Below are 24,909 nucleotides of genomic sequence, written 5' to 3' on the forward strand. Positions count from 1 at the left end.
CCAAGCGCTTTGACCAATGGCGGCAATCGTGACTAGGGAGGAGCGCAAATCTGCAACAAGGGAATGCGCCGCGATGAGCGACATGGTGACCATCAGCGAAGACGACCTGATCGAGAGCGTCGCCGACGCACTGCAATACATCTCCTATTACCATCCGATGGATTACATCCGCGCCTTGGGCGAGGCCTATGAGGCGGAGAAAGGCCCGGCGGCGAAGGATGCGATCGCGCAGATCCTCACCAACAGCCGCATGTGCGCAGAGGGGCATCGGCCGATTTGCCAGGACACGGGCATCGTCAACGTCTTCGTGAAGTGGGGCCAGAATTGCCGACTGGGTTCGGACAAGTCGCTGCAGGAGGTTGTCGATGAGGGTGTACGCCGCGCCTACAACCATCCGGACAACAAGCTGCGCGCCTCGATCCTTGCAGATCCCGCCTTTACCCGCCGCAACACGCGCGACAACACACCGAGCGTTCTTTCTGTTGAGATGGTCCCGGGCAACACCGTCAGCATCGACGTTGCGGCCAAGGGCGGCGGCAGCGAGAACAAGTCGAAATTCAAGATGATGAACCCCAGCGACAATATCGTCGAATGGGTGGTCGAGCAGATTCCCTCGATGGGCGCCGGCTGGTGCCCGCCGGGCATGCTCGGCATCGGCATCGGCGGGACGGCCGAACACTGCATGAAGCTCGCCAAGCTCTCGCTGATGGACCCGATCGACATGGGCCAGTTGAAGGCACGTGGTGCAGAGACCGATATCGAGCAGTTGCGCATCGACATCTTCGATGCCGTCAATGCCATGGGTGTCGGCGCACAGGGGCTGGGCGGCTTGTCCACTGTGCTCGACGTCAAGATCCTCGACGCACCCTGCCATGCGGCGGGCAAGCCGATCGCGATGATTCCCAATTGCGCGGCGACGCGCCATGCGCATTTCACGCTGGACGGAAGTGGTCCGGCCTATCTCGACCCGCCCAACATCGCCGAATATCCGCAGGTCACCTGGCAACCTGATGCGGCTGCGAAGCGGGTCGACCTCGACAACCTTACTCCGGAAGAAGTGGCCAGTTGGCAGGACGGTGACCGCTTGCTGCTGTCGGGCAAGATGCTCACCGGGCGCGATGCGGCGCACAAGCGCATCAAGGACATGCTCGATGCGGGAGAGCAGCTGCCGGTCGATTTCAAGGGGCGTGCGATCTACTATGTCGGCCCGGTCGACCCCGTGATGGGTGAAGTTGTCGGCCCTGCCGGACCGACTACGGCCACCCGCATGGACAAGTTCACCGAGATGATGCTCGACCTCGGGCTGCTTGCGATGATCGGCAAGGCCGAGCGCGGCCACAATGCGGTCGAGGTGATCAGTCGTTTCAAGGTCGCCTACCTGATGGCGACCGGTGGTGCGGCTTATCTCGTCAGCAGAGCGATCAAGGGTGCGCGGGTCGTGGCCTTCGAGGATCTCGGCATGGAAGCCATCTATGAGTTTGAGGTGCAAGACATGCCGGTGACGGTGGCGGTCGATGCGCGGGGCAACAACGTCCACACGCTTGCGCCCGCCGAATGGCGCCGTCGTATCGCCGAAGGGGACTTCGAGCCCGCCGAATGACGTTGCGCTCGACCAACCGCACAGGAATGTCGACCGCGGCTCTGGCAATCGGCGGGCACGAAGGGCAGAGCTAGGCTGTTTTGACGTTCGACCACTCTCTTGCGGATTCTCCGGCGCGACTGACCCTTCGCACGGTTCTGATGTCGATCATCGGGCTGTGGCTGGCGTATTTCGTCATATTCACCTTGCGCGGGTTCATTGTCGGCCTCGACATCCAGCCCGACTTGCTGATGCGCCGTGGCCTCGTGGTTGCTGGCGGTGTGGTTGCGACCGTGCTGTTATGGATGGTCCTGCGGCTCTTCGATCATCGCTCGCTGGCGCTCCAGATCAGTGCGGCGGTGCTCTTGGCCCTGCCGACATCCATGCTGATCGCGCAGATCAACAAGGCGGTTTTCGCCGACGTGCAGGACAAGCTGGAAAGCAAGATTGCGGCCGAACGCGGCTTCTCGCTCAAGCGTGACGAAGCGGGCAATATCATCATCGAGGCGCCGACACCGGGCAGCGGAGAGTTCGACGATTCGCTCAGGCCGACCTCCCCTGTCCTCGGCAAGGTGGTCCTGCCGGGCGAAACCACACGCGATCAATGGCTGAGGCTGATCGAGCTGGCGTTGAGCCAGTACTTCCTGCTGCTGGCATGGGCGGCGATCTACTTTGCATTGCTTGCCGGCGCGCGGGCGCGCGAGGCCGAGCGGCGTGGCGAGCGATTCCGTTCGGCCGCCAAGGCCGCAGAGCTGCGTTCGCTGCGCTACCAGGTCAATCCGCACTTCCTCTTCAACACGCTCAATTCGCTGAGCGCCTTGGTGATGACGGGCAGGGCCGACCGCGCGGAGCAGATGATCCAGACCATCTCGCGCTTCTATCGCCACAGCCTGGCCGATGATTCGACCGGAGAAGTGACGCTTGCCGATGAGATCGACCTGCAGGAACACTACCTCGAGATCGAAGCAGTGCGTTTTCCCGAGCGCCTGCGCGTAAGGGTCGATCTTCCGCCGGAACTTGCGAATTACAAGGTGCCGGGCATGATCCTGCAACCGCTGGTCGAGAACTCGGTCAAATACGGCGTTTCGGCCAGCGCGAAGCCGGTTACCGTTTCGATCGTTGCTCGCGAGGAATACGGAAGGCTCGTGCTGCGGGTCAGCGATGACGGCCCCGGAGTGCCAGCTGGCCAGTCGGGCGGCTTCGGCATCGGGCTAGCGAACGTGCGCGACCGGCTCGAGGCGCGTTTCGGCAACGAGGCGACCGTCACTTCCGGCCCGGCTTTGCAGGGTTACGAAACCGAACTGAGATTGCCTTTGGTGAAACATGGCTGAGGAAACTGCCGAAAAACTGCGCACCCTTATCGTCGACGACGAACCGCTTGCGGTTGAGCGCATGCAAGTCATTTGCTCGAAACTGGACGACCTTGCCGTCGTCGGTACTGCAAGTGACGGAGCGCAGGCGTTGCGCCTCATCGAGGCGCTGACGCCCGATCTTGTCCTGCTCGACATGACCATGCCCGAGGTCGATGGTCTGTCGGTCGCCCGCAAGCTCGCCTCGCAAGCTGAGAGGCCTGCCGTCGTGTTCGTGACAGCGCACGATAACTACGCGGTCGAGGCCTTCGATCTCGATGCGGTCGACTATGTGTTGAAGCCCGTAAAGCCCGAACGCCTGGAACGCGCTATCAAAAGGGCCCTCGCACGGCGCGGCGAAGAGGGTCGCGAGGACAGCCGCTGGCTTGAGGAGCTGTGGATCCCGCATCGTTCGGAATTGATCCGAATTGCCACCTCCGAAGTCGGCCGCATCGATGCAGAGCGGGATTATGTCCGCCTTCATGTCGGTGATGGCGATGATGCGCGCACGTACCTCCTGCTCCAGACAATTGCAGGCCTGGAGAAGCGTCTCGATCCTGCAAAGTTCATCCGCATCCACCGCTCCACTATCCTTCGGCGTGATCGCATTACCGGTCTCAGGCATGATGGTCTTGGGGTATGGTCGGTCGAGATGGAGGATGGCGAGGCATTGCGCATCGGCCGTACTTACCTTCCCAAGGTGAAGGCGATGGCCGGGCGCTAGGTTCGCGCCGTCATCTTTTCTCACGACAATTCCAAAAAGAATGGCCCCGGCCGGGGGACTGCGTCCGGCCGGGGCCAAGGCCCTAAGCGGGGACTGGGGGTCAACCGCCCGAGGTGCGCTGCTCTGTGACAGCTGCGATGTTGGACCGTGCGCGCTCCATGGCCGCGCGGTAGCAGCGGTGCTTGTCGGCGCGTGAAGAGATGGAACGCATGTTCGAAGTGCCATAGCCACACACGACCCGCGCCGCCGAGCGGACCCTTGTGTCGAGCGCGGCCTGACCTTCAACGTGGGAAAGGTCGAGGTCCCTGTAGGCGACGCGCATTTCGCGGGCGGCGGAGGGAGATGCCGAGATGGCGAGGCTGGCTGCGGCAAGTGCAATGATGGGGGATTTCATTTCTTGTCCTTCCTATTTGCTCGACAGCCCCAATGGTGAGTTAGTGTAGTAATACACAAAAGTGGAGGGCGCCTCGACCAACTGCTTGGATTGGCCGACGAAAATTGCCGCCCCGACGACACCGCCGAGGCGACTTCTGGCGATCAGCCGCCCTTTTCGTTCTGCGCCGCTGCCGCGGCAAACTGCGCATGGGCTTTTGCCTTGGCCGCCTCGAAGCACTTTGCGGCCTGTTTGTCGCGAATGCGCGTCCCTACACGCGCTTCGTTGACGCCACACACTGAGCGGGCAGCGGCGTCGACGCGCTGGGCCAGCCGTGCCTGGCCTTCCGGGGTGGCAAGATTGAGGTCGGCAAAGGGGACGACCATAGTTTCGGCCTGGGAACTGGTAGCCGAAAGTGCGAGGCCTATCGCGGCGAGTGAGACAAGGGTCTTGGTCATGGGATTCCTCCGGGTCTGCGGAGGGCCCGGTTTCGGGGGACTGGGTTCGTTAAGGACCCTCCGCAGCACCAATATTGATTGGCTACACTTGTAGTCGCACGCTGGAATCGACGGACGACACGTGCATTGGACGGGCCGCCGGGTTTGGCCGACGAAGCGTCATTGGCAATCGGCGGACGACGGGCCTATGCCACCGGTCGATGGTCCTTGCGCTGCTCTTTGCTCTGGGCGTTGCCAATTTCGCGGTTCACAAGGCCGTGCTCGAAAGCGAACACCCCATGCTCGACGTTTTGCCGGGTCTTTTCCGACGCGGGGGCGGACGCATGTCTCTGCTCTTCGAGTTCGTCGTCTTGTTGTCGGCAATGATCATGACGGAGAATGGCTGGCCGGGAGCCGCTGTGCTGTACGCATTCTACAGCCTGTTCAACCTGGTCGCGGGCTGGCTGGTTCTCGACGAGAGAATCTAAAGCGGGAACCGGTCACGTTCCTGCGTGCTTTTGGCAGCATGGAAAACACGACGAACTGGCTGATCGTGAATGCGAAGAGCGGCAGCAACAGCGATGCTGCCGTAAAGGCCCTTTACGATGCCTGCGCCGAACGCGGTCTCTCGATTGCGAAGCAGATCAGCTTCCCCGACGAAGATCTCCCCGATGCGAGAGCGCTGGAGTCGGCGAATGTCGCACGCCTATTCATCTTTACCGGCGACGGAACCCTGAATGCCGCCATCACGAAGGTCGCGGGTTGGGGCGGCGAGGTCCTGGTTTTGCCCGGCGGGACCATGAATCTCCTGAGCGTGCGCCTGCATGGAGAGGACACCCCGCTCGAGGAAATTCTTGACCGTGTTGCTTGCGGAGCCGTCAAGCCGGTGCGCCCATTGATGGCGACTTGTGAGCAAGGGGAGGCGTTGGCGGGGCTGCTCGTCGGACCCGGCACGGCTTGGGTCAATGTTCGCGAGGCCATGCGCGACCTGGATGTCGCGGGGGTGGCCCAAGGCACTAGCGCGGCGGTTGCCGAAACCACGACCGGCCCGAAGGTTCGCCTGATCGAACCGGCGCGCGGCCATGAGGAAGGTTACCCTCTGATCGAAATAACCCCCAGCGATCGCGGCATGCAGGTCGACGGCTATCGCTCTGACGGTGCCGGTGACTTGCTCCAGCAAGGATGGGCCCTCTTGCGTCGGCGCTTTCGCGAAGGTCCGCACGAGCGCTTGGGCATGCTCGACACGATGACGATAGAGAGCTGCGCGGGTGATCCGATCGAAGTCTTGATCGACGGCGAGCCCGCAACGCTCGGCCCGCGCGCAGAATTCTCGGTGGCACCATGCAAGGTCGATCTGCTAGCGACCGACCATGGCTTCTGACCACCGGCGCATCTTTCACCTCTCCGACATTCACTTCGGCCTAGAGAACAATCGCGCGCTCGACTGGGTGAAGCAGGAGATTGCCGAAAAGCGCCCGGATGCTGTCGCCATCACGGGCGACCTGACAATGCGCGCGCGCCATCGCGAGTTCGCTGCCGCCACCCAATGGATCAATTCACTCGACGCCCCGGTAACGGTCGAGGTTGGCAACCACGACATGCCCTACTTCAACCCTGTCGAGCGCTTTATGACGCCCTATAAGCGGTTCCGCGGAATGGAAGAGAAGGTCGAACGCGAGCTCGATCTCGGTAGCCTCGCCATCGTGCCGCTGAAGACCGCGGTTCGCGCGCAACCGCGGCTGGACTGGTCAAAGGGCTGGATCAGCACATCCGCTCTCGCAAAATGCCTCGGTGCCATCGATGCCCTGCCGCCCGGTACCAAGGTGCTCGTCGCGGCGCACCACCCGTTACGCGAAGTCGGCACCAAGGGAACGGCGCTGACCAAGCATGGCGAACGGGCCCTGCGCGAACTGGCACGTCGCGGCGTGATTGGCGTTCTCTCCGGCCATGTCCACGATGCCTTCGACATCATGGAGCAGACGCCCGAGGGCCCGGTCCGCATGATCGGCGCGGGCACGCTGTCCCAACGCACTCGCTCCACCCCGCCGAGCTTCAACGAGCTCGAATGGGATGGTGAGACGGTGAGCGTCTGTGTCCGCAACCTGCAGGACGTCGACACAGCCGACATGCAGATTGACGATGTGCCCGAGAATGCCATGCCGCCGCGTGAGCCGGGAGAACCCGTGGCCCCCGTGCGGCAGATCCCTCGCGTCGATCCGCCGGTCCATTAACCAGCTTCGCTAGGGCGACCTCAACCAGCATTGGCGATGATCCAGCCCACCAAAGCTGGAGGCAATGATGGAATTCGTGAAAGCGGTACCCCTCGGCGCGATCCTGTCCGGCGTGGTCTCGCTGGTGATCGGTTCGCAGGGCGCAAAGGGCGGGCAAATGGCCATCCACCTCGCCGAGGTCTCCCACTATTCGTTCTACTGGTCGTGGCCGCTGTTCTTCGCAGGGGCGGGCCTGGCCTGGGGCATCATGCTGCTCCAGCGCTGAGGCGCTGCCAGGCTAATCCATTGCCGCAAACGAAAAGGGCGACCCCTCGCGGGATCGCCCTTCCTCGGTGACCGAGAATTCGGTTTCGAAACTTAGCGTTTCGAGAACTGGAAGCTGCGGCGTGCCTTGGCGCGACCGTACTTCTTACGCTCGACGACGCGGCTGTCGCGGGTCAGGAAGCCGGCAGCCTTGACGGTGCTGCGCAGCGCCGGCTCGTACTTCGACAGCGCCTGGGCGATGCCGTGCTTCACGGCGCCAGCCTGGCCCGACAGACCGCCGCCCTTGACGGTGGCGACGACGTCGTACTGACCCTGACGCTCGGTGATCGCGAAAGGCTGATCGATGACGAGGCGCAGCGTCGGACGTGCGAAGTACACTTCCTGGTCACGGCCGTTGACGGTGACCTTGCCGGTGCCGGGCTTCAGCCACACGCGAGCGGTGGCGTCCTTGCGTCGACCGGTGGCGTAGGCGCGGCCCTGCTTGTCGAGTTCCTGCTCGCGCAGGGGTACGTCGGCGGTCTTGGCGATTTCAGCCGAATCGCCCTGGGGGGCGTCGCCGGCGATGTCCTTCAGATCGGCGAGATCGGTGACGGTTTCGTTGGTGTCGGCCATTATGCGGCAACCTTGTTCTTGCGGTTCATCGAGGCAACGTCGAGCGTTTCGGGCTTCTGGCCGTCATGCGGGTGCTCGGTGCCGGCATAGATGTGCAGCGCACGCATCTGCGCACGGCCGAGCGGGCCGCGCGGGATCATGCGCTCGACAGCCTTCTCGAGCACGCGCTCGGGGAAGCGGCCGCCCAGCACCTTGGCGGGGGTCGTTTCCTTGATGCCGCCCGGATGGCCGGTGTGCTTGTAGTAGACCTTGTCGGTCATCTTGCGGCCGGTGAACTTCACCTTGTCGGCGTTGATGATGATGACGTGGTCACCACAATCGACGTGCGGGGTGTAGCTCGGCTTGTGCTTGCCGCGCAGGTGGTTGGCGACGATCGCGGCCAGACGTCCGACGACGAGGCCGTCGGCATCGACGATGTGCCACTTCTTTTCGACCTCGGCCGGCTTGATCGACCGGGTCACCTTGGTGAGAGCCTTCATGGCTGGTGTTCCGTTTCTAGTGTTCGTGCCGCGCGCGGTGAGCGGCGGCGTCCATTCGGCGAATCCGGTGCATGCCCAAACCCGCGAAGCGCGCGCCAAATGGCGTCAGGGGTGCTCCAAGTCAAGCGATTCCGCGGTTCTTGAGTGCGGTAAAATAGAACCCCACAACATCAGCTAGAGCCGCGAGAGGCTCCAGACTTCGCGGGCGAGCCTTTCATCTTCACCGATCCTGGTCATGATGCGCCGCTCGGTCGTGACGAGCAATCCGGTTGCGGGATCCGCGCTCGAACGGGTCTCGACATCGATGCGACCTTCGGTCCCGGGCGCGATCTCAATCTCGCGCTGTAGCGTTCGGGTCTCCTCGAGCGGGAAGAAGAGGTCGGCGGGAACCTCGCTGAGCGATTGCTGTGCCGCCGCTGTCAACTGCGACAAGGCGCGGCGGGCATCAATCAGTTCAGCACCCTTGGCACCCTTGTGTGAGAGGACCGCAAGGGCGGCATCGATCACCTTGGTGGCGTCGACCATGGGTTCGCTGGCAGAATCGGCGATCCGCCCGGAAGCATCGAGAAGCGCCGGAAAAGGACCGGTTCCCTTCCGGTTCCGTTCCATTTCGGCCAGCGCCCCAAGAGCGGGCGGTGCGGACACGAGGCAATCGAGATCGGCACCTTCGACGAGCATTCCCCTGCCGGCGACGGAGAAACGGCACGACCAGCTGCGCTCCACCCGCAGGCTTGCACCATCGAACAGTTCACGTTCGAGAAGCCGCGTCAGCCGGAAACCGCCGTTCGGGACACTGCGAACCGCCGTTGTGGCGCGTAACGGCATTGGCAATGCCAACCCGGCAAGCATGAGTATGCCGCCCGCGCCGAGAACACGCAGGCTCTCCCTGCGATTCCAATTGTCCATTCCTGTCGACCCCTAGTCTGCCGGGCGCAGTCCACCCAACCAGGCTTGCGTCGCGCTTCCGGCTGCGTCGCAATGCCAGCCCAATATTGCTGGCGATTCATAGGGATGCAAGTGCTCTAGCCGCGCAATCGCCGCATCGATCAGCTTGGCGTTCGTCTTCAGGATTGCTGCGACTTCGCTCCCCTCGTCGATGCGGTCCTGCCACTTGAACAAGGAGCGGATGCCTCCGCCCACATTGATGCAGGCAACAAGGCCTTCCTCGATCAGCTCGCGCCCAATTTCGAACGCGCATTCCTCATTCGGAAATGGGCAATAGATCAGCGCAGTCATGCCCGCCGGCCTAGGGCGTGTGCGCCCCAGGCGAAGCTTGCGACCAGCAGCGCACCGACCACCTGGTGGGCGACGGCAACCCACAGGGCAACGCCTGTCATCACGGTCGCGATGCCCAGCAGGATCTGCGTTCCGAAGGCGCTGTGGATGGCGACGGATGCCTTGCGTTCGATGGGTTTCACCTTGCGTGCCATGACGACGAGCGCAGCAACCGCGACCCAGGCCCACCAGCGGTGGAGGAAATGGATCAGGAAGGGATCGTGCGTGGTGGCATGGAACAGGCCCTTACCGTCATTGAATTCCGGGACCAGGCGGCCCTGCATCAGCGGCCAGGTATCGGAGGCCAATCCGGCATTGAGGCCGGCGACCCAGGCGCCAAGGAGCAACTGGATGAACAGGATTGCTCCGACCCCGCTCGCCATTTTCGTCCAGCGGGCAGGCACGACGTTTCCTGCCGCAAGCTGGCGCAAGTCGAGCGCAGTCCAGATGAGGCCCGCGAGTGTGATCAGCGCGGTCAGCAAATGGATCGAAAGCCAGAAGTGGCTTACGTCGGTCATGGTCCCGGCAAGTCCGCTGCGCACCATGAACCAGCCGAACACCCCCTGCAGCCCTCCCAGCGCGAGGAGGGCGAGGAGGCGCGGCTTGTATCCCTGAGGGATCGCCTTGCGGATCCAGAACCATGCCAGCGGCAGTGCGAAGGCCATGCCGATGAGGCGGCCAAGCAGACGGTGAAACCATTCCCAGAAGAAAATGAACTTGAACGCTTCAAGGTCCATGCCCGCCGGACCCGAAACGTTCCGATATTCGCCGGTGGCCTTGTAGAGATCGAACTGGGCTTGCCAGTCGGCTTGGGTCAGCGGCGGGATCGCTCCGGTGATGGGCTTCCACTGGGTGATCGACAGGCCGCTTTCGGTGAGGCGCGTGATGCCTCCGACAGAAACCATCAGGACCACCATTGAAGCAACGACGAACAGCCACGTTGCTATGGCCCGCGGGCGGGATTGGGAAATGCTCGAATCCATGCCGCCCCTCTGCTGGCGACCGGTGCATTTCGCAAGGGGGAATAGGGTGCGCGACAGGTTGGCCACTGAGGGCGACAAACTGACACGCCAGGCCCTCCTGTGTCTTGAAATATGTTACATCGTCACATAAGTGGCAATTCGCAATGCTTGATCGCGCCATCTCGCCGATTCGCCGTCGCCTCGACCGGGCAGGAATCCTGCTGTCGGGGGCCTGCGCCGTGCATTGCCTGCTGTCGATCGTGCTCGTGTCCGGACTCGGCATCGGGGGCGAATTCTTCCTGTCCCCGGACATCCATCGCATCGGCCTCGTCTTCGCCACCCTTATCGCCGCCGTCGCCATCGGTTGGGGAGCTTTGCGCCATCGGATGGCGGCACCTTTCGTCGTTGCCATGACCGGTCTGACTTTCATGGGCGGTGCTCTGGCGGTCCCGCATGGTTACAAGGAAGCGATCCTGACCATCATCGGCGTGGCGCTGGTGTCGCTTGGTCACATCCTCAACCTGCGTCATTCGCATTCCGCCGCTTGCATGGAGCGCTGCGGAGACTAAGTCGGGCCGCATGATTGCCCTGACCGTCAATGGCGAGACCCGCCGCACTGCCGCTACCACCATCGCCGATCTCGTGCGCGAGCTGGAACTCGACCCTACCAAGGTCGCTGTCGAGCATAACGGGATCATCGCACCGCGCAGCGAACTTGCCTCGCATCCCATAGCGGAAGGCGACGTACTGGAGATCGTGCATTTCGTGGGCGGCGGTCAGGACGATACGTGGACCGTCGCCGGGCGGACGTTCAAGTCCCGCCTCATCGTCGGGACAGGCAAGTACAAGGACTTTGCCCAGAATGCCGCCGCGCTGGAAGCGTCGGGGGCGGAGATCGTCACCGTCGCCGTACGCCGGGTCAATGTCAGCGACCCCAAGGCGCCGATCCTGACCGACTATATCGACCCGAAGAAGGTCACCTACCTGCCCAATACCGCAGGCTGCTTCACGGCCGACGAGGCTATCCGCACCCTGCGCCTGGCGCGCGAGGCGGGGGGCTGGGACCTGGTAAAGCTGGAGGTATTGGGGGAGGCGCGCACGCTCTATCCCGACATGCGCGAGACGCTGAAGGCGACCGAGGTTCTCGCGAAGGAGGGGTTCCACCCCATGGTCTATTGCGTCGATGATCCGATTGCGGCGAAGCAACTCGAAGAGGCAGGCGCAGTCGCGGTCATGCCACTGGGCGCGCCGATCGGTTCCGGTCTTGGGATCCAGAACCGGGTCACGATCAGACTGATTGTCGAAGGCGCCAAGGTGCCGGTGCTGGTCGATGCCGGCGTCGGCACGGCGTCGGACGCGGCTGTCGCCATGGAGCTGGGTTGCGACGGCGTGCTGATGAACACCGCGATCGCAGAAGCGAAGGACCCGATCCGAATGGCGCGCGCAATGAAGCTCGCGGTCGAGGCCGGGCGAGACGCCTATCTTTCGGGCCGCATGGGCACGCGCAAGTATGCCGATCCGTCGAGTCCGCTCGCCGGTTTGATCTGATTCCTCAAACGAAAAATTAACCATCTTCGGTGACATTGCCCCTGTTGAACGGGGGCAACCGATCATGGCCGTTACGAATACCGCTACGCTGACCATCGCCGAAATGCGCGAGTTCGCAGGGTTCACTGCCGCAGAGCAGCGCTACATCCGCCGCAGTCTCGACATCGGCCTCGGCCGCTGCGACGCCTTCCGCATCTGGGGCCGCAATGCTGGCGAGAATGCCGCGATCCGCAGCCAGTACGTCGCCTACCAGGAGCTCAAGGCGCTGCGGCAGTCGATCCCGCAATCATCGGGCTTCGACATGATCGAAGGCTTCGTCGGCAAGCTCACCCGTGTCGCTGCCTTCGACCTTGCACAGGAGCGCATCGAGACCTTCTCCGCATTCCGCTTTCTCTACGAGCGCCTGATTTCCGCGGAGGCGCGCCCTTGGCTCCCGAGCGCCTTCTGCGCCGCCGCCGCCTTGCCGCAAATCCGCCCGGACCGGCGCAAGACCCTGCTCCAGAGCCTCAGCGAAGCCGCTGCGACCGCGCCCGGCTGGTCAGACCGCGCACCGAGCTTCTATCCCGAATTCATCGAGAGCGAAGCGGCCTAGAGTTCCTCGACGATCAGGTAGGTCACTGTGGTATCGCCGACATTGACCACCTGGTGCCAGGCCACCCCGTCACTCGAATAACTCGATCCGGTCGCGATCCTCGCGATCCGGTCGCCATTGGCGTCGGTCAACTTCATCGTTCCGCCACTCAGCGCGTAGCCGAAATGGGCGGGGTGGAAATGCCTTTCATGCCCCACGCCCGGCGCAAAGCTGCATTTCAGGACGCGGTGGATGTCGGACCGGTGCAGCAGTTCGCAAACGGGCTTCCCCTTCCAGCCCGCCTCGAGTGCGGACGGCAAGGGATTGTCGCCCGCGTTCGCAGTGACACAGGCACCCAGTGCCGCAAGGCCGATTGCAGCGCCAATGGTTCGTCCCGGGGCGATCACGCTCAGGCCTTGTAAAGCCCGTCCAGCCGGTCGGCGTAGCGTTCCTTGATCTTGTGGCGGCGGATCGACTGCTTGGGCGTCAGCTCCTCGTTGTCGATGCTGAATGCCTCGTCGGCGAAGGCGAACTGGCGGATTTTCTCGATGACTGAGAGGTCCTTGTTCACGCGGTCGATCCCGGCGCGCACGGCGCCGCGGAACTCGGGATCGTCCTGCAATGACTTGAGGTCGAACTTCTTGCCATTGGCCTTTGCCCACTCGACCGCCCATTCGGCGTCGGGAACGATGAGGCCAACGATGTAGGGCCGCTTGTCGCCGCTCACCATCGCCTGCGCGATTTCGGGCTGAAGAGTAAGCATGCCCTCCAGCTTCTGCGGCGCGACATTGTCGCCCTTGTCGTTGACGATCATGTCCTTCTTGCGGTCGGTAATGACGATCCGGCCTTTCTCGTCGAGATGGCCGATATCGCCCGTGTGCAGCCAGCCGTCCCTGATCGTGCGCGCGGTTTCCGCATCGTTGCGCCAGTAGCCGTGCATGACAAGCTCGCCCCTGCACAGGATCTCGCCATCTTCGGCGATCCTGATTTCGACCCCGCGCATCGGCGGGCCGACCGTGTCCATCTTGAGGCCCGCGCGGGGGCGGTTGCAGCTTATCACCGGCCCGGCCTCGGTCTGGCCGTAACCTTGGAGCATGGTGAGACCCATCGAGTCGAAGAAGACGCCGACTTCCGGATTAAGCGGCGCCCCGCCAGACACCATTGCCTTGATGCGTCCGCCGAACTTCTGGCGGATCTTGGGCTTGAGCAATCGACTGACGACCATGTCCTTGGTCCCGTCGCCAAACTTGCGCACGCCAGCGGCCTTGCGTTCGCCGACACCGAGCGCAGTGTTCATCAGCTTCTCTGCAAGTCCCCCTTGCTTCTCGATCTGCTTCATGATGCGGCTGCGCAGCACTTCGAACAGGCGCGGGACAACGACCATGATCGTCGGGCGCGTCTCCTCGATATTGCTGGCGAGCTTCTCCAGCCCTTCGGCATAATAGATTTGCGCACCCACGCTGATCGGCAGGAATTGTCCGCCGGTGTGCTCGTAAGCGTGGCTCAGCGGCAGGAAAGAAAGAAAGCGCTCGTCGTCGGCAATCCCGAAATCCTCGATCAGGATTTCCGCTGCACCCGCCGCATTGCAGAGGATTGCGCCATGATGCTGCAGGACTCCGCGCGGTGCGCCACCGGTGCCGCTGGTATAGATGATGCAGGCGGTGTCGCCGCGGCCGATGTGGGCGATGCGTTCCTCGACCGCCTTGCGCGTCGCTGCCGGGTCCCCCTGGAGCATCGAGGCCCAACTATGGAACTCGAAGCTTCCAGATTGCTGACGGTTGAGGTCTTCGATCCCGATGACATGTTCCGCCACGCCCGATGCCTGAAGGGCAGTGTGGAGCGGCTTGAGCAGTTTCTCGTTGGAGACGATCACCGCCTTCGCGCCCGAGTTGTCGAGGATGTGAAGGTGGTCGCGTTCGGTATTGGTGATGTACGCCGGCACGGTGATGCAGCCGGCGGCCATGATCGCAAGATCCGCTATGCACCATTCGGGCCGGTTCTCCGATACGAGGCACACGCGGTCACCGCTGTTCAAGCCGAGCTTTCGCAGGTTTTCCGCCAGAAGGCATACCTGGTCGACCGCTTCGCCCCAGCTGATCGTCTGCCAGGACCCATCGCGTTTGGCGCCGAGGAAGGGCTTGGCAGCCCTCGGATCGGCGCGCGTCAGGAAAAGTTCGACGAGATTGTTGGCCGAATCGATCTCGGACAGCACGGCAGGCTCCTCAACTTGGTTCTTATCTTGTGTGACCCAACGGTGCGCCTTGGCTTAGGCTCCCGCCAGCGCGAGGGCAAGCTGCCGGCGCTTTGCCTCAGGGCATGTCAAGATGGCCCTCTAGGCGCGGATCGCGCGCACTTTCCCACGAGCCGTTGCGATAGAGAACCGCCCCACCCTTGATGGGTGCCGCGCCGATGATCAGCTGGCCATGTCCCAGCGCCTTGAAGGCATCGGCACTGGTTTCCAGCCAGGTCCCCTGCTCGAGCAGAACGCGGTCACCGAAGGCCATGATGAACGGCAGGCGCAGCGATTCGTGGGCATCGAGTCCGAAGTCGATCGCGCCGATGATGGCGCGCGCCGTGGTGATGGGAATGGTGCTGCCACCTGCGGCACCCACGGCCATGAAGGGATGCCCCTGCGGGTCGTAGATGATGGTCGGCGACATCGAACTGCGCGGGCGTTTCCCGCCTTCGACCCGGTTCGCCACCAGTCGGTCGCCGACCGTGGGTGAACGGCTGAAGTCGGTCAGCTCGTTGTTGAGGTAGTATCCCCCGACCATCAGACCGGATCCGAAAGCACTCTCGATCGTGCTGGTGTAGCTGACCATGGTGCCTTCGCTGTCGACAGCGGCGAGATGAGAGGTGCCGTGTTCGACCGGCTCATCACCGTCGGCGAGCGCCAAGGGAGCGCCGGCCGGGCGACCTGCCTCGACCGTCGCGAGCGAGGTTTGCGGCGAGATCAGCGCACTGCGCGAAGCGATATAGGATTTGTCCAGCAGTCCGGCGACCGGCACGCTGACGAAATCGCTGTCGCCGAGGTAGAGTTCGCGATCGGCGTAGGCGAGGCGCTGGGACTCGACGAAGAGGTGCCAGGTGACCGGATTGTCCTTGCCCAGCGCGGTGAGGTCGAACCGCTCGAGCTGGCCGAGGATTTGCTGGACCGCGATGCCGCCCGAAGTCGGTGGCCCCATCGAACAGATCCGGTAGGAGCGGTAGCTCGAACAGACCTCCTCGCGTTCCTTCGCCTCGTAGGCCTGGACGTCGGCATAGGTCATCGCGCCCGGCTTGGGTGTGTCGGCTGCCACTGTTGCCGCCAGCGCGATGGCATTGGCTCCGCTGTAGAAGGCCTTCGGGCCTTCCTTCGCGATGGCCTCGAAGGTCCGGGCCAGCTCTTCATTGCGTACGAGCGTACCGGCGGGAAGGGCCTCTCCCGAGGGTGCGTAGAAAATTGCCCGTGCCGTATCGCTGAATGCCCCCGTCTCGCGAGAGCGGGTCAGGGCATCGTTCATCCGCGGGTTGATCTGGAATCCTTCGCGGGCCAGGCGGATGGCCGGGTTGAACAGCTCTGACCATGCGAGCTTGCCGTGCTCGGCATGTGCCTTGGCTGCGAGAGCGATGTTGCCGGGGACCCCGACCGACAGCCCGCTGCGGACGGATTTCTCGAACGAGGGCAGCTTGCCGTCGGCGTCGAGGAACCATTCGGGTGTAGCGCCGGCGGGGGCCTTTTCGCGCCCGTCGTAGGTTGTCACCTCCCCGCCCTCGGTACCGCGCACCAGGAAGCCGCCGCCGCCGATGCCCGAGCTCTGGGGTTCGACAACGGTAAGGGCAAGCATGGTGGCGATTGCCGCGTCGGTGGCGTTGCCGCCCTTGCGCAACACCTCTTCACCAGCGGCCTGCGCGCGGGGATCCGCTGCGCTTACGGCGCCGATGAAGGCAGTGGTTTCGGTGGGCGCCGCTGCTTGCGGCAGAGTCGCGCAGCCAGCGAGGGCAAGGGCGACGAGCGAGACTAATGGTAAGCGGCTCATGCCGCGGGTGCTATTCGCTTCCGACCGCTTCGGCAATCGAAGAGAATCCATCGCGCTTCATCAACCCTTCGAGCCCCCGGATTATCTTTCGCGGTAGTCCCGGCCCTTCGAAGACCATGGCGCTGTAAAGCTGCACCAGGCTGGCCCCGGCCCGGATTCGCGCCCAGGCATCCTCGGCACTGGAAATCCCGCCGACGCCCACCAGGGGGATTGCCCCGCCGGTAGCTTTGCGGAAGTCGCGCATGCGTTGCTGGGCGAGGTCGCGCAGGGGTTCGCCTGAAAGTCCCCCGGTCTCGCCGCGATGGTGCGAGCGCAGCTCCGGCCGGGAAATAGTGGTGTTCGAGACGATCAATGCGCCCAGCTTCTTGTCCAGCGCGATACGTGCGATCGCGTCGATGTCGGCGGGTTCGAGATCTGGCGCGACCTTGAGGAAGACCGGGGGCCCCTTGTCACTTCTCATTTCGAGTACGGCATCAATCAGGCCTGTCAGTGCCGATTCATCCTGCAATGCGCGCAAGCCAGGCGTATTCGGGCTGGAGATGTTGACCGCAAGATAGCTAGCCAGTGGAGCCATGACGCGGGTCATCGCCACATAGTCGGCTATCCGGTCCAGGCTGTCCTTGTTTGCCCCGATATTGATACCAACGATGCCGGGACGGTGGCGCCGCCTCTCGAGGCGGCGCCTCGCGACATCGGCACCAGCATTGTTGAACCCCATGCGATTGATGACCCCCCGGTCCTCGACCAGCCGGAACAGGCGCGGCCTGGGATTGCCGGCTTGGGGGAGCGGGGTGATTGATCCGACCTCGGCGAAACCGAAGCCCAGGCCAAGCAGTTCGTCGGGAACTTCGGCATCCTTGTCGAATCCCGCAGCCATGCCGAGCGGGTTGGGGAACTCGATGCCCGCGACACCGATGGCGAGCGGTCCCGGTCGCGGCGGAGTGCGCAGGGGGGAGGCGGCAAGTGCGCGGACTGTAAGGCGGTGGGCGCGCTCCGGATCGAGTGCGAAAAGGACGGGGCGGGCGAGATCGAAGAACATGGCGGCGCGCTATGACGCACCGGGTGATTCGTGTCGACTATGGCGCATATCGCCTCTCCCACGCACCTGTCTTGCGGAGGGACAGTCTCGATTTTTCCGAAAGTGTCGCTTGCATACAATCAAGCGCGACCGATTCTGCCTATCTAGGGCTTGCGACCCGAAGGGCTCGGAGCAGCTTTGCAACGAGTTCTCGACTTCAAGGGGCGGCTCCTAACAGGGCCGCCCTTTTTTTCGCACTTGATTTATTTCTGACTTTCGGTGCGAATCCATTCGTTGTCGGCTGCTATTGCCGATGGCGAATTTATACAATATCGAATCGCAACTTACTTCGGGAGCGATAGTCTTGTCCGGTTCGCCAGGGGGCAACGAACCTCACCAGTTCCATTTTGTGCCAGCGCCTGCCGACTTGGCGCCGTACCTCAATTCGCTCTACATCTGGCAGACCGAATTCCCCACTCTCGACGAAGTCCTGCCAGCCTACTCGGCGCAAATGACTGCGTTCGTCACGGGCAAAGCGCGAATGGCGTTCGATGACGGCATCGTCGGCGAGACCAGCGATGCCTTTTTCCTCGCCCCGCTTTGCCAGGCACGGCATTTCAGCGTCCGTGGTCCGGCCAAGCTCTTCGGGGTCTCCCTCAACTTTCGTGGCTGGGCGGCGCTGTCCGGTCTGTCGGTCCACGATCACCATGACAGTTTCCTCCCTTCTGAGATGGTGATTGGTGAAGCCCTCGCGGACGAATTCGCCACCCTGGCGCCGCGCTGGCGCAAGGGGGATCTGGACGACGACGCTTTCCTTGATGCCATGGCCGACATCGTCAGGCGCGGCATAAGCGAGCTGCCGAAGACCCATTTGCAGGTGATCGACCGCACGCTCGAATGGCTGTCGAGTTCGTTTCGTCCCGATCTCGAGTCGCTCTATTCGACCCTGCCTTATTCGAAACGCCAGGTGCAGCGGCTCGTCGCGCAGTTCTTCGGGCAGTCGCCCGTGCGACTCGTCCGACGCTATCGTGCGGTCCGCGCGGCGACGCTCTTGTCGCTTCCCGCACTGCCCGACGAGGTGGAAGCCGATATTCACGCGGCCTTCTACGACCAGGCGCACCTCATCAAGGAACTGCGTTTCTTTACCGGCCGCACGCCCAAGCGCCTGCTGCCCGAGGGCGAGTCGGCGATCAACGAAATGCTTGGACCCGAAGGATACAGCTCGGTCGACCTCTTCGGCTCGAGCGAGGCACGCCAGTTGGGCCAGGACCCGCTGGACTGCTAACGACTCGCAATAAGCGGAAATGCGTTGAATTAGCCTTCGCTCATGCATAGGTCGCCAATCGGAACGAATTGGTCCGATTAAAACATGCGCCTGTCAAACCTTGCCGATTACGCTGTCGTTACGATGAGCGCTGCGGCCCGCCACTGCGGCGGGGGGCGGACCAGTGCGGCAGAGCTGGCGGCGGAAACCGGCCTTCCGGTGCCGACGGTGCAGAAGCTGGTCAGCAAGCTGTCCTCAGCGGGATTGCTCAGGTCGACTCGCGGGACCGGTGGTGGCCTGCAACTCGCTCGACCCGCTGCCGCCATTACGGTCGCGGACATTGTCGAGGCGGTCGAAGGGCCGATCGCGCTGACGGCTTGCGTCGAAGGCGCGGAGTGTTCGGTCGAGCACGAATGCTCGGTGCGACCTCACTGGCCGGTCGTGAACGAAGCACTGCGCGGTGCGCTGGCGGCCATCCCGCTGACGCAACTGGCGCGAATCGAAGAAGTAGCATGAGCGAAGAGCTAGAAATCCAGGATCGCGAGGCTCGTGAAGCCGCCGCCAAGGCTGCCGAGTACGAGCACGGCTGGTCGGCCGACATCGAAACCGAATTCGCCGAGAAGGGCCTAAGCGAAGACACCGTCCGCTTCATCAGCGCCAAGAAGGGCGAACCCGAGTGGATGCTCGAATGGCGCCTCAAGGCCTTCCGCCTGTGGCAGGAGATGGAAGAGCCCGACTGGGCCAAGCTCGGCTATCCTGCGATCGATTACCAGGACGCCTACTACTACGCCGCGCCGAAGAAGAAGCCGACGCTGGCCTCGCTCGACGAGCTCGATCCCGAGATCAAGGCGGTCTACGACAAGCTCGGCATTCCCGTGGCAGAGCAGGAAGTGCTCGCCGGGGTCGAAGGCGCGCGCAAGGTCGCGGTCGATGCGGTGTTCGACAGCGTCAGCGTCGCCACCACCTTCCGTGAAGAGCTCAAGCGCGCAGGCGTGATCTTTCTCTCGATCAGCGAGGCGGTGAAGGAATATCCTGACCTTGTGAAGAAGTGGCTCGGCAAGGTCGTGCCGCAGCACGACAACTTCTTCGCGACGCTCAATTGCGCGGTCTTTTCCGACGGCACGTTTGTCTACGTGCCTGAAGGCGTGCGCTGTCCGATGGAGCTTTCCACCTATTTCCGCATCAATGCGGAGAACACCGGACAGTTCGAACGCACGCTGATCATCGCCGAGAAGGGCGCCTACGTCAGCTATCTCGAGGGCTGCACCGCGCCGATGCGCGACGAGAACCAGCTCCACGCCGCAGTGGTCGAGCTGGTCGCGCTCGAGGATGCCGAAATCAAGTATTCGACGGTGCAGAACTGGTACCCCGGCAATGCCGAGGGCGTGGGCGGGATCTACAATTTCGTCACCAAGCGCGGCCTGTGCCAGGGCGCGCGCAGCAAGATCAGCTGGACCCAGGTCGAAACCGGCAGTGCGGTGACGTGGAAATATCCGTCGTGCGTGCTCAACGGGGAGGATAGCGTCGGCGAGTTCTACTCGGTCGCGGTGACCAACAATTTCCAGCAGGCCGACACTGGCACCAAGATGATCCACAACGGCAAGGGCAGCCGCTCGACGATCATCTCCAAGGGCATTTCGGCGGGCAAGTCGAACAACACCTATCGCGGGCTGGTCCGCGTGGCGGCCAATGCCGATGGCGTGCGTAACTTCACCCAGTGCGACAGCCTGTTGCTAGGCGACAAATGCGGCGCGCACACCGTGCCCTATATCGAGGTCAAGAATCCCAGCGCGCAGATCGAGCACGAGGCGACCACCAGCAAGATTTCCGACGACCAGCTGTTCTACGCCATGCAGCGCGGGCTGGACGAGGAAGAGGCTGTGGCGCTGATCGTCAACGGCTTCGCCAAGGACGTATTGAAAGAACTGCCAATGGAATTCGCCGTCGAGGCTCAGAAGCTTCTTGCCATCAGCCTGGAAGGATCGGTCGGATGAGCGAAAAGAAGACTCTCAAGCTCAAGTCCCCCTCCGAAACCGCCGAAGACACCCCCGCGCTCAAGAAGAAGGGTCGTGGGTGGGAGATTTCGGAGAAGCGGCTCGATGCGCTGCACGAGCGTGCGCGCGACATGCGCCGGCATTCTTCTCCGGCACACAAGTCGCTGGCGAAGAAGTTCGCCGAGGCCGACATGGGCCGCTACAAGTTCACCCGCCACGCGGTGGTCGGTAGCGCAATCGTCGACCTAAATTGCCACAACCTCGGCCTTGCGATCATGATCGACGAGGACGGGCAGGACGAAGCACTGGCCAAGCGCCGCGACAAGAGCCTCGAGGCGGTCGGCATCCGGGTCGAGCGCGTCGCGGCTTCCGATATCCTGGAGAACATGGACGAGGTGCTCCAGCGCCTCACCGTCGCGATGCGCGAATGCATTGCCGACAAGAAGGAAAAGGCACGCGCCCACGCCGCGGCCAATCCCAACCAGCACTATTCGCGGCCGAACCGTAAACCGGCGCCGCGCAGGAACGACTACTGATGCTCGAAATTACCGACCTTCACGCCACCGTTGCCGACAAACCCATCCTCAAGGGCCTCTCGCTCACCGTCGCCGCGGGCGAGGTGCATGCGATCATGGGTCCCAACGGTGCGGGCAAGTCGACGCTCGCCTATGTGCTGGGCGGTCGCCCCGGCTATGAGGTGACCGGGGGCAGCGTGCGCTTCAACGGCGAGGACCTGTTTGCCATGGACCCGCACGAGCGCGCGGCCGCGGGCCTGTTTCTTGGCTTCCAGTACCCGGTCGAAATTCCCGGCGTGTCGAACCTCCAGTTCCTGCGCGAAGCTCTCAATTCGCAGCGCAAGCAGCGCGGAGAGGAACCGCTGTCGGGCGGTGACTTCCTCAGGCTCGCGCGCGAAAAGGCCGCGCTGCTCAAGCTTGATCCCGAGATGCTCAAGCGCCACGTCAACGTCGGCTTTTCCGGGGGCGAGAAGAAGCGCGCCGAAATGGTCCAGATGGGTATCCTCGACCCGAAATTCGCGGTGCTCGACGAGACCGACAGCGGCCTCGACATCGACGCGCTGCGGATCGTCGGCGAAGGGATCAATGCGATCATGCGCAGCCCCGAAAAGGGCGTGCTGCTGATCACCCACTACCAGCGTCTGCTCGACGTCGTGAAGCCCGACCGCGTGTCTATCCTTTCGGCGGGCCGCATCGTCCAGACCGGCGGCCCCGACCTCGCCCTGCGTCTCGAAAACGAGGGCTACGACGCGGTGATGGCAGATGCCTGAGGCGGCGACCCTCCCTACGCGACGCGAGGAGGCATGGCGCTATTCTGCGGTCGACCGGCTGCAGGGCGTGGCGCTCGACGACTGGCGCGTGATCGATGTTCCGGCGGGCGAGAGCTTCCGCGACACGCTGGTCATCGCCGACGGCGCGGCGACGAAGCCGACCGAACTCCACCGCTGGCGCGTCACCGTGGGCGAGGGTGCGACCTGCGAACTTTTCGCGGTGCTCTCCTCCGCCGAATATGCGCGGCTCGAGATTGAGGTGACGCTGGCCAGGGGCGCGCATTTCGAACTGGGTGGCATCACTGTCGGCGGGCGCGAGACCGTGCGCGAGTTTGTCACTCGCGTGGTCCATGCCTCGCCGCAAGCGACCAGCAACCAGGTCGTTCGCGCGGTCCACTGGGGCCATGGCACGGGCAATTTCCTCGGCAATATCGACGTCTTGCGCGATGCGCAGAAGACCGACGCGGCGCAGGACTTCAAGGGCCTGCTGCTCGAAAAGGGCGCGAGCGTGAACGCGGTACCGCAGCTCGAGATTTTCGCCGACGACGTGAAGTGCGCGCACGGCGCCAGCATCGGACAGCTCGACGAGACGGCGCGCTTCTACATGGCCGCGCGCGGGCTTTCTCCCGACCTTGCCCGGCGACTGCTGGTGCAGGCTTTCCTCGGCGATGCACTGGTCGCGCTCGACGACGACGACCTGCGCGATGCAATGATGCAAGTCGCGCTCGACAAGGTGGACCGGGCGCTGTGAGCGACGCCGCCACCCTCACCCGGAAAGCGGACTTCCCCGGCCTCGTCACCGCCGACGGGCAGCCGTGGCATTACCTCGACACCGCCGCGACGGCGCAGAAGCCTCAAGTCGTGATCGACGCGATGACCCGTGCGCTCGGCCGCGACTATGCGACCGTCCATCGCGGCGTCTATTCGCGCTCGGCCAACATGACGCTGGCCTATGAGGCGGCGCGCAAGCGGGTGGCAGATTTCATCGGCGCGAAGAGCGAAAACGAGGTCGTCTTCGTGCGCGGCGCGACCGAGGCGATCAATCTCGTCGCGCAGAGCTGGGGCATGGTCCACATCGGCGAAGGCGACCGGATCGTGTTGTCGACGCTCGAGCACCATTCCAACATCGTCCCGTGGCAGATGGTGGCCGAGCGGACCGGCGCGCAGATCGACGTCTGCCCGTTGACCGAGGACCACCGGATCGATCTCGGCGCGCTCGAGGCGCTGCTGACGCCGCGCACGAAACTGGTCGCGCTGGCCCATGTTTCCAACGTCCTGGGAAGCGTGCTCGACGCGCGGGCGGCGGCGGACCTGGCGCATTCGGTGGGGGCGAAAATCCTTCTCGACGGGTGCCAGGCGGCCCCACGCATGGCGCTCGACATGGTCGCGCTCGATTGCGACTTCTATGCCTTCTCGGCGCACAAGCTGTATGGTCCGACAGGCATCGGCGTGTTGTGGGCGCGCGAGGACATCCTCGATGCCATGCCTCCCTGGCAGGGCGGCGGTGCGATGATCGAGCGGGTGACCTTCGACAAGACCACCTACGCCCCGCCGCCGCAGCGCTTCGAGGCTGGAACGCCGATGATCACCGAGGCGATCGCGCTCCATGCGGCAATCGATTATGTCGCGGCGCTCGGCCCCGATGCCCTGTTCACCCATGAGGCGGCGCTGGCGCGGACCCTGCGCGAGGAACTGCGCAACTTGAACTCGATCACCTTGTTCGGGCCGGAGGACAGCGCGGGCATCGTCAGCTTCGCGATGGAGGGGGTGCATCCGCACGACCTCGGCACCATATTGGATGAAGAGAACGTTGCGATCCGCGCCGGACACCATTGCGCGCAGCCGCTGATGGACCACCTCGGCGTACCTGCGACCGCCCGGGCCAGCTTCGGCCTCTATTCGGACGAAACCGACATTGCTGCGCTGCTGCGCGGCATCGAACGCACCCAGAGGATCTTCGGATGAGCGAGGACATGGACGACAAGGATTTCATCGCCGCCCCGGCTTCGATCGAGGACGTGCTCAGCAAGCCGCCCCGCGCCCGGGTTGAGGACGCCGTCGATCCCGACGAGACCGCGGGCGAGAAGCTCGAGCGCAAGCGCGACTACCTTGAGGGGTTCCTGCAGAAGAAGCCGGAAAACCTGCCCGCAGGCGCGCCGGGCGGCGAGCTGTACGAGGCGGTCGTCGCAGCGATGAAGGAAATCTACGACCCGGAAATCCCGGTCAACATCTACGATCTCGGACTCATCTACGGGATCGATGTGACCGCTGATGCCGATGTCGCGATCACCATGACGCTGACTACGCCGCATTGCCCGGTTGCCGAATCGATGCCGGGCGAGGTCGAACTGCGCGCCGCTTCGGTGCCTGGCGTGCGCGATGCCGAGGTCAATCTCGTGTGGGATCCGCCATGGGGCCCGGACAAGATGACCGACGAGGCGCGCCTCGAACTGGGGATGTTGTGATGACCGAAACCCGCACCCGTCCCGCCCCCAAGGCTGCCGTCATCCTGACGCCGCGCGCCGAGGAGCGTATCGCCGAACTCATGGCCAAGGCGCCTGACGATGCCATCGGCGTGAAGCTGTCGACCCCGCGCCGCGGCTGTTCGGGCCTTGCCTATTCGGTCGACTACGTCAGCGAGGAAACGAAATTCGACGAGAAGATCGCCACCCCCGGCGGCATTTTCTATATCGATGGCGCCAGCGTGCTCTACCTCGTCGGCAGCACGATGGATTGGGTCGAGGACGATTTCACCGCCGGCTTTGTGTTCGACAACCCCAATGCCAAGGGCGCGTGCGGCTGCGGCGAGAGTTTCATGGTCTGAATTTCTCCAGCTTCGGCTGCAAACCGCGCCGTCCTGCGCTTCCGGTGCTCACGGGCCGTATGCCCGCTCCGCTCCGGTTCTCGGTCGTCACGACTTTCGCT

Annotated in this window: 30 protein-coding genes; 19 read left to right on the forward strand and 11 right to left on the reverse strand. The window is 63.6% G+C overall.

Going from position 1 to position 24,909, the window contains the following annotated elements:
* Positions 1-82 precede the first annotated feature (82 nt).
* The 3 genes from IRL76_RS12905 (at position 83) to IRL76_RS12915 (ending at position 3,652) form a co-directional block, all read left to right on the forward strand.
* On the forward strand, positions 83-1,600 hold the full coding sequence (locus tag IRL76_RS12905) for a fumarate hydratase (protein WP_216629311.1): 1,518 nt from the start codon (positions 83-85) through the stop codon (positions 1,598-1,600).
* Positions 1,601-1,740: 140 nt separating this feature from the next.
* Entirely contained in the window at positions 1,741-2,910 is a 1,170-nt protein-coding gene (locus IRL76_RS12910) for a sensor histidine kinase (RefSeq protein ID WP_200981725.1), read from the forward strand.
* A complete protein-coding gene (locus tag IRL76_RS12915; protein WP_200981726.1) occupies positions 2,903-3,652 on the forward strand; it encodes a LytR/AlgR family response regulator transcription factor in 750 nt (249 codons plus the stop codon). The genes IRL76_RS12910 and IRL76_RS12915 overlap by 8 nt, the downstream gene beginning before the upstream one ends.
* Before the next feature lie 100 nt (positions 3,653-3,752).
* Here IRL76_RS12915 and IRL76_RS12920 read toward each other — a convergent pair whose 3' ends face one another.
* A complete protein-coding gene (locus tag IRL76_RS12920) occupies positions 3,753-4,046 on the reverse strand; it encodes a UrcA family protein (RefSeq protein ID WP_200981727.1) in 294 nt (97 codons plus the stop codon).
* 143 nt (positions 4,047-4,189) lie between these two features.
* Positions 4,190-4,483, reverse strand: coding sequence for a UrcA family protein (locus IRL76_RS12925; protein ID WP_200981728.1), 294 nt, complete (start codon positions 4,481-4,483; stop codon positions 4,190-4,192).
* 200 nt (positions 4,484-4,683) lie between these two features.
* Here IRL76_RS12925 and IRL76_RS12930 point away from each other — a divergent pair, with 200 nt between their 5' ends.
* From IRL76_RS12930 to IRL76_RS12945, 4 genes are all read left to right on the forward strand, one after another.
* Positions 4,684-4,950 (forward strand): hypothetical protein, encoded by a 267-nt coding sequence (locus IRL76_RS12930; protein WP_200981729.1) that lies wholly within the window; start codon positions 4,684-4,686, stop codon positions 4,948-4,950.
* A gap of 38 nt (positions 4,951-4,988) precedes the next feature.
* On the forward strand, positions 4,989-5,843 hold the full coding sequence (locus tag IRL76_RS12935) for a diacylglycerol/lipid kinase family protein (protein WP_200981730.1): 855 nt from the start codon (positions 4,989-4,991) through the stop codon (positions 5,841-5,843).
* Positions 5,833-6,693, forward strand: a complete 861-nt coding sequence (locus tag IRL76_RS12940; protein ID WP_200981731.1) for a metallophosphoesterase family protein — start codon at positions 5,833-5,835, stop codon at positions 6,691-6,693. Before IRL76_RS12935 ends, IRL76_RS12940 begins: the two co-directional genes overlap by 11 nt.
* A gap of 67 nt (positions 6,694-6,760) precedes the next feature.
* Positions 6,761-6,958: a hypothetical protein gene (locus tag IRL76_RS12945; protein ID WP_200981732.1), complete on the forward strand. Its 198-nt coding sequence runs from the start codon at positions 6,761-6,763 to the stop codon at positions 6,956-6,958.
* 92 nt (positions 6,959-7,050) lie between these two features.
* Here IRL76_RS12945 and rpsI read toward each other — a convergent pair whose 3' ends face one another.
* The 5 genes from rpsI to IRL76_RS12970 all read right to left on the reverse strand — a co-directional run bounded on the left by rpsI (position 7,051) and on the right by IRL76_RS12970 (position 10,306).
* On the reverse strand, positions 7,051-7,569 hold the full coding sequence (gene rpsI / locus IRL76_RS12950) for a 30S ribosomal protein S9 (RefSeq protein ID WP_246449793.1): 519 nt from the start codon (positions 7,567-7,569) through the stop codon (positions 7,051-7,053).
* Entirely contained in the window at positions 7,569-8,048 is a 480-nt protein-coding gene (rplM, locus tag IRL76_RS12955) for a 50S ribosomal protein L13 (RefSeq protein WP_200981733.1), read from the reverse strand. Before rplM ends, rpsI begins: the two co-directional genes overlap by 1 nt.
* 174 nt (positions 8,049-8,222) lie before the next feature.
* The gene (locus tag IRL76_RS12960; RefSeq protein WP_200981734.1) at positions 8,223-8,954 is read right to left on the reverse strand and encodes a hypothetical protein; all 732 of its coding nucleotides are present in this window, start codon (positions 8,952-8,954) and stop codon (positions 8,223-8,225) included.
* Between the two features lie 12 nt (positions 8,955-8,966).
* Positions 8,967-9,284, reverse strand: coding sequence for a divalent-cation tolerance protein CutA (gene cutA / locus IRL76_RS12965; RefSeq protein WP_200981735.1), 318 nt, complete (start codon positions 9,282-9,284; stop codon positions 8,967-8,969).
* On the reverse strand, positions 9,281-10,306 hold the full coding sequence (locus IRL76_RS12970; protein ID WP_200981736.1) for a COX15/CtaA family protein: 1,026 nt from the start codon (positions 10,304-10,306) through the stop codon (positions 9,281-9,283). Before IRL76_RS12970 ends, cutA begins: the two co-directional genes overlap by 4 nt.
* Positions 10,307-10,449: 143 nt before the next feature.
* On the opposite strand from IRL76_RS12970, the gene IRL76_RS12975 reads away from it, so the two are divergent.
* The 3 genes from IRL76_RS12975 (at position 10,450) to IRL76_RS12985 (ending at position 12,425) form a co-directional block, all read left to right on the forward strand.
* The gene (locus IRL76_RS12975; RefSeq protein ID WP_200981737.1) at positions 10,450-10,854 is read left to right on the forward strand and encodes a MerC domain-containing protein; all 405 of its coding nucleotides are present in this window, start codon (positions 10,450-10,452) and stop codon (positions 10,852-10,854) included.
* Positions 10,855-10,864: 10 nt separating this feature from the next.
* Positions 10,865-11,833, forward strand: coding sequence for a sulfur carrier protein ThiS (gene thiS, locus IRL76_RS12980; protein WP_200981738.1), 969 nt, complete (start codon positions 10,865-10,867; stop codon positions 11,831-11,833).
* Between the two features lie 64 nt (positions 11,834-11,897).
* Positions 11,898-12,425 (forward strand): hypothetical protein, encoded by a 528-nt coding sequence (locus IRL76_RS12985; RefSeq protein ID WP_200981739.1) that lies wholly within the window; start codon positions 11,898-11,900, stop codon positions 12,423-12,425.
* Here the strand turns inward: IRL76_RS12985 and IRL76_RS12990 are convergent.
* From IRL76_RS12990 to IRL76_RS13005, 4 genes are all read right to left on the reverse strand, one after another.
* Complete coding sequence (locus tag IRL76_RS12990; protein ID WP_246449794.1) at positions 12,422-12,811, reverse strand: cupin domain-containing protein; 390 nt, start codon at positions 12,809-12,811, stop codon at positions 12,422-12,424. The two genes, IRL76_RS12985 and IRL76_RS12990, sit on opposite strands and share 4 nt — an antisense overlap.
* Before the next feature lie 2 nt (positions 12,812-12,813).
* Positions 12,814-14,616: an AMP-dependent synthetase/ligase gene (locus IRL76_RS12995; protein ID WP_200981740.1), complete on the reverse strand. Its 1,803-nt coding sequence runs from the start codon at positions 14,614-14,616 to the stop codon at positions 12,814-12,816.
* A gap of 97 nt (positions 14,617-14,713) precedes the next feature.
* Complete coding sequence (ggt, locus tag IRL76_RS13000; RefSeq protein WP_200981741.1) at positions 14,714-16,423, reverse strand: gamma-glutamyltransferase; 1,710 nt, start codon at positions 16,421-16,423, stop codon at positions 14,714-14,716.
* 10 nt (positions 16,424-16,433) lie between these two features.
* Positions 16,434-17,462, reverse strand: a complete 1,029-nt coding sequence (locus tag IRL76_RS13005; RefSeq protein WP_200981742.1) for a quinone-dependent dihydroorotate dehydrogenase — start codon at positions 17,460-17,462, stop codon at positions 16,434-16,436.
* A 388-nt stretch (positions 17,463-17,850) separates the two neighbouring features.
* Here IRL76_RS13005 and IRL76_RS13010 point away from each other — a divergent pair, with 388 nt between their 5' ends.
* From IRL76_RS13010 to IRL76_RS13050, 9 genes are all read left to right on the forward strand, one after another.
* On the forward strand, positions 17,851-18,726 hold the full coding sequence (locus IRL76_RS13010) for a helix-turn-helix transcriptional regulator (protein ID WP_200981743.1): 876 nt from the start codon (positions 17,851-17,853) through the stop codon (positions 18,724-18,726).
* 84 nt (positions 18,727-18,810) lie between these two features.
* Positions 18,811-19,221: an SUF system Fe-S cluster assembly regulator gene (locus IRL76_RS13015; protein ID WP_200981744.1), complete on the forward strand. Its 411-nt coding sequence runs from the start codon at positions 18,811-18,813 to the stop codon at positions 19,219-19,221.
* Positions 19,218-20,699 carry a Fe-S cluster assembly protein SufB gene (sufB, locus tag IRL76_RS13020; protein WP_200981745.1) on the forward strand — a complete coding sequence of 494 codons (1,482 nt, stop codon included), beginning with the start codon at positions 19,218-19,220 and terminating at the stop codon, positions 20,697-20,699. The genes IRL76_RS13015 and sufB overlap by 4 nt, the downstream gene beginning before the upstream one ends.
* A complete protein-coding gene (locus tag IRL76_RS13025; RefSeq protein ID WP_200981746.1) occupies positions 20,696-21,235 on the forward strand; it encodes an endonuclease domain-containing protein in 540 nt (179 codons plus the stop codon). Before sufB ends, IRL76_RS13025 begins: the two co-directional genes overlap by 4 nt.
* Before the next feature lie 8 nt (positions 21,236-21,243).
* Positions 21,244-21,984 (forward strand): Fe-S cluster assembly ATPase SufC, encoded by a 741-nt coding sequence (gene sufC, locus IRL76_RS13030; protein ID WP_425504524.1) that lies wholly within the window; start codon positions 21,244-21,246, stop codon positions 21,982-21,984.
* On the forward strand, positions 21,977-22,735 hold the full coding sequence (locus IRL76_RS13035; RefSeq protein ID WP_200981748.1) for a SufD family Fe-S cluster assembly protein: 759 nt from the start codon (positions 21,977-21,979) through the stop codon (positions 22,733-22,735). The genes sufC and IRL76_RS13035 overlap by 8 nt, the downstream gene beginning before the upstream one ends.
* Positions 22,732-23,949 (forward strand): cysteine desulfurase, encoded by a 1,218-nt coding sequence (locus tag IRL76_RS13040; protein WP_200981749.1) that lies wholly within the window; start codon positions 22,732-22,734, stop codon positions 23,947-23,949. The genes IRL76_RS13035 and IRL76_RS13040 overlap by 4 nt, the downstream gene beginning before the upstream one ends.
* Positions 23,946-24,449, forward strand: a complete 504-nt coding sequence (locus IRL76_RS13045) for an SUF system Fe-S cluster assembly protein (RefSeq protein ID WP_200981750.1) — start codon at positions 23,946-23,948, stop codon at positions 24,447-24,449. Before IRL76_RS13040 ends, IRL76_RS13045 begins: the two co-directional genes overlap by 4 nt.
* A complete protein-coding gene (locus IRL76_RS13050; RefSeq protein ID WP_200981751.1) occupies positions 24,449-24,808 on the forward strand; it encodes a HesB/IscA family protein in 360 nt (119 codons plus the stop codon). Before IRL76_RS13045 ends, IRL76_RS13050 begins: the two co-directional genes overlap by 1 nt.
* Positions 24,809-24,909 lie beyond the last annotated feature (101 nt).

Source organism: Qipengyuania soli (assembly GCF_015529805.1).
Taxonomy (GTDB): domain Bacteria; phylum Pseudomonadota; class Alphaproteobacteria; order Sphingomonadales; family Sphingomonadaceae; genus Qipengyuania; species Qipengyuania soli.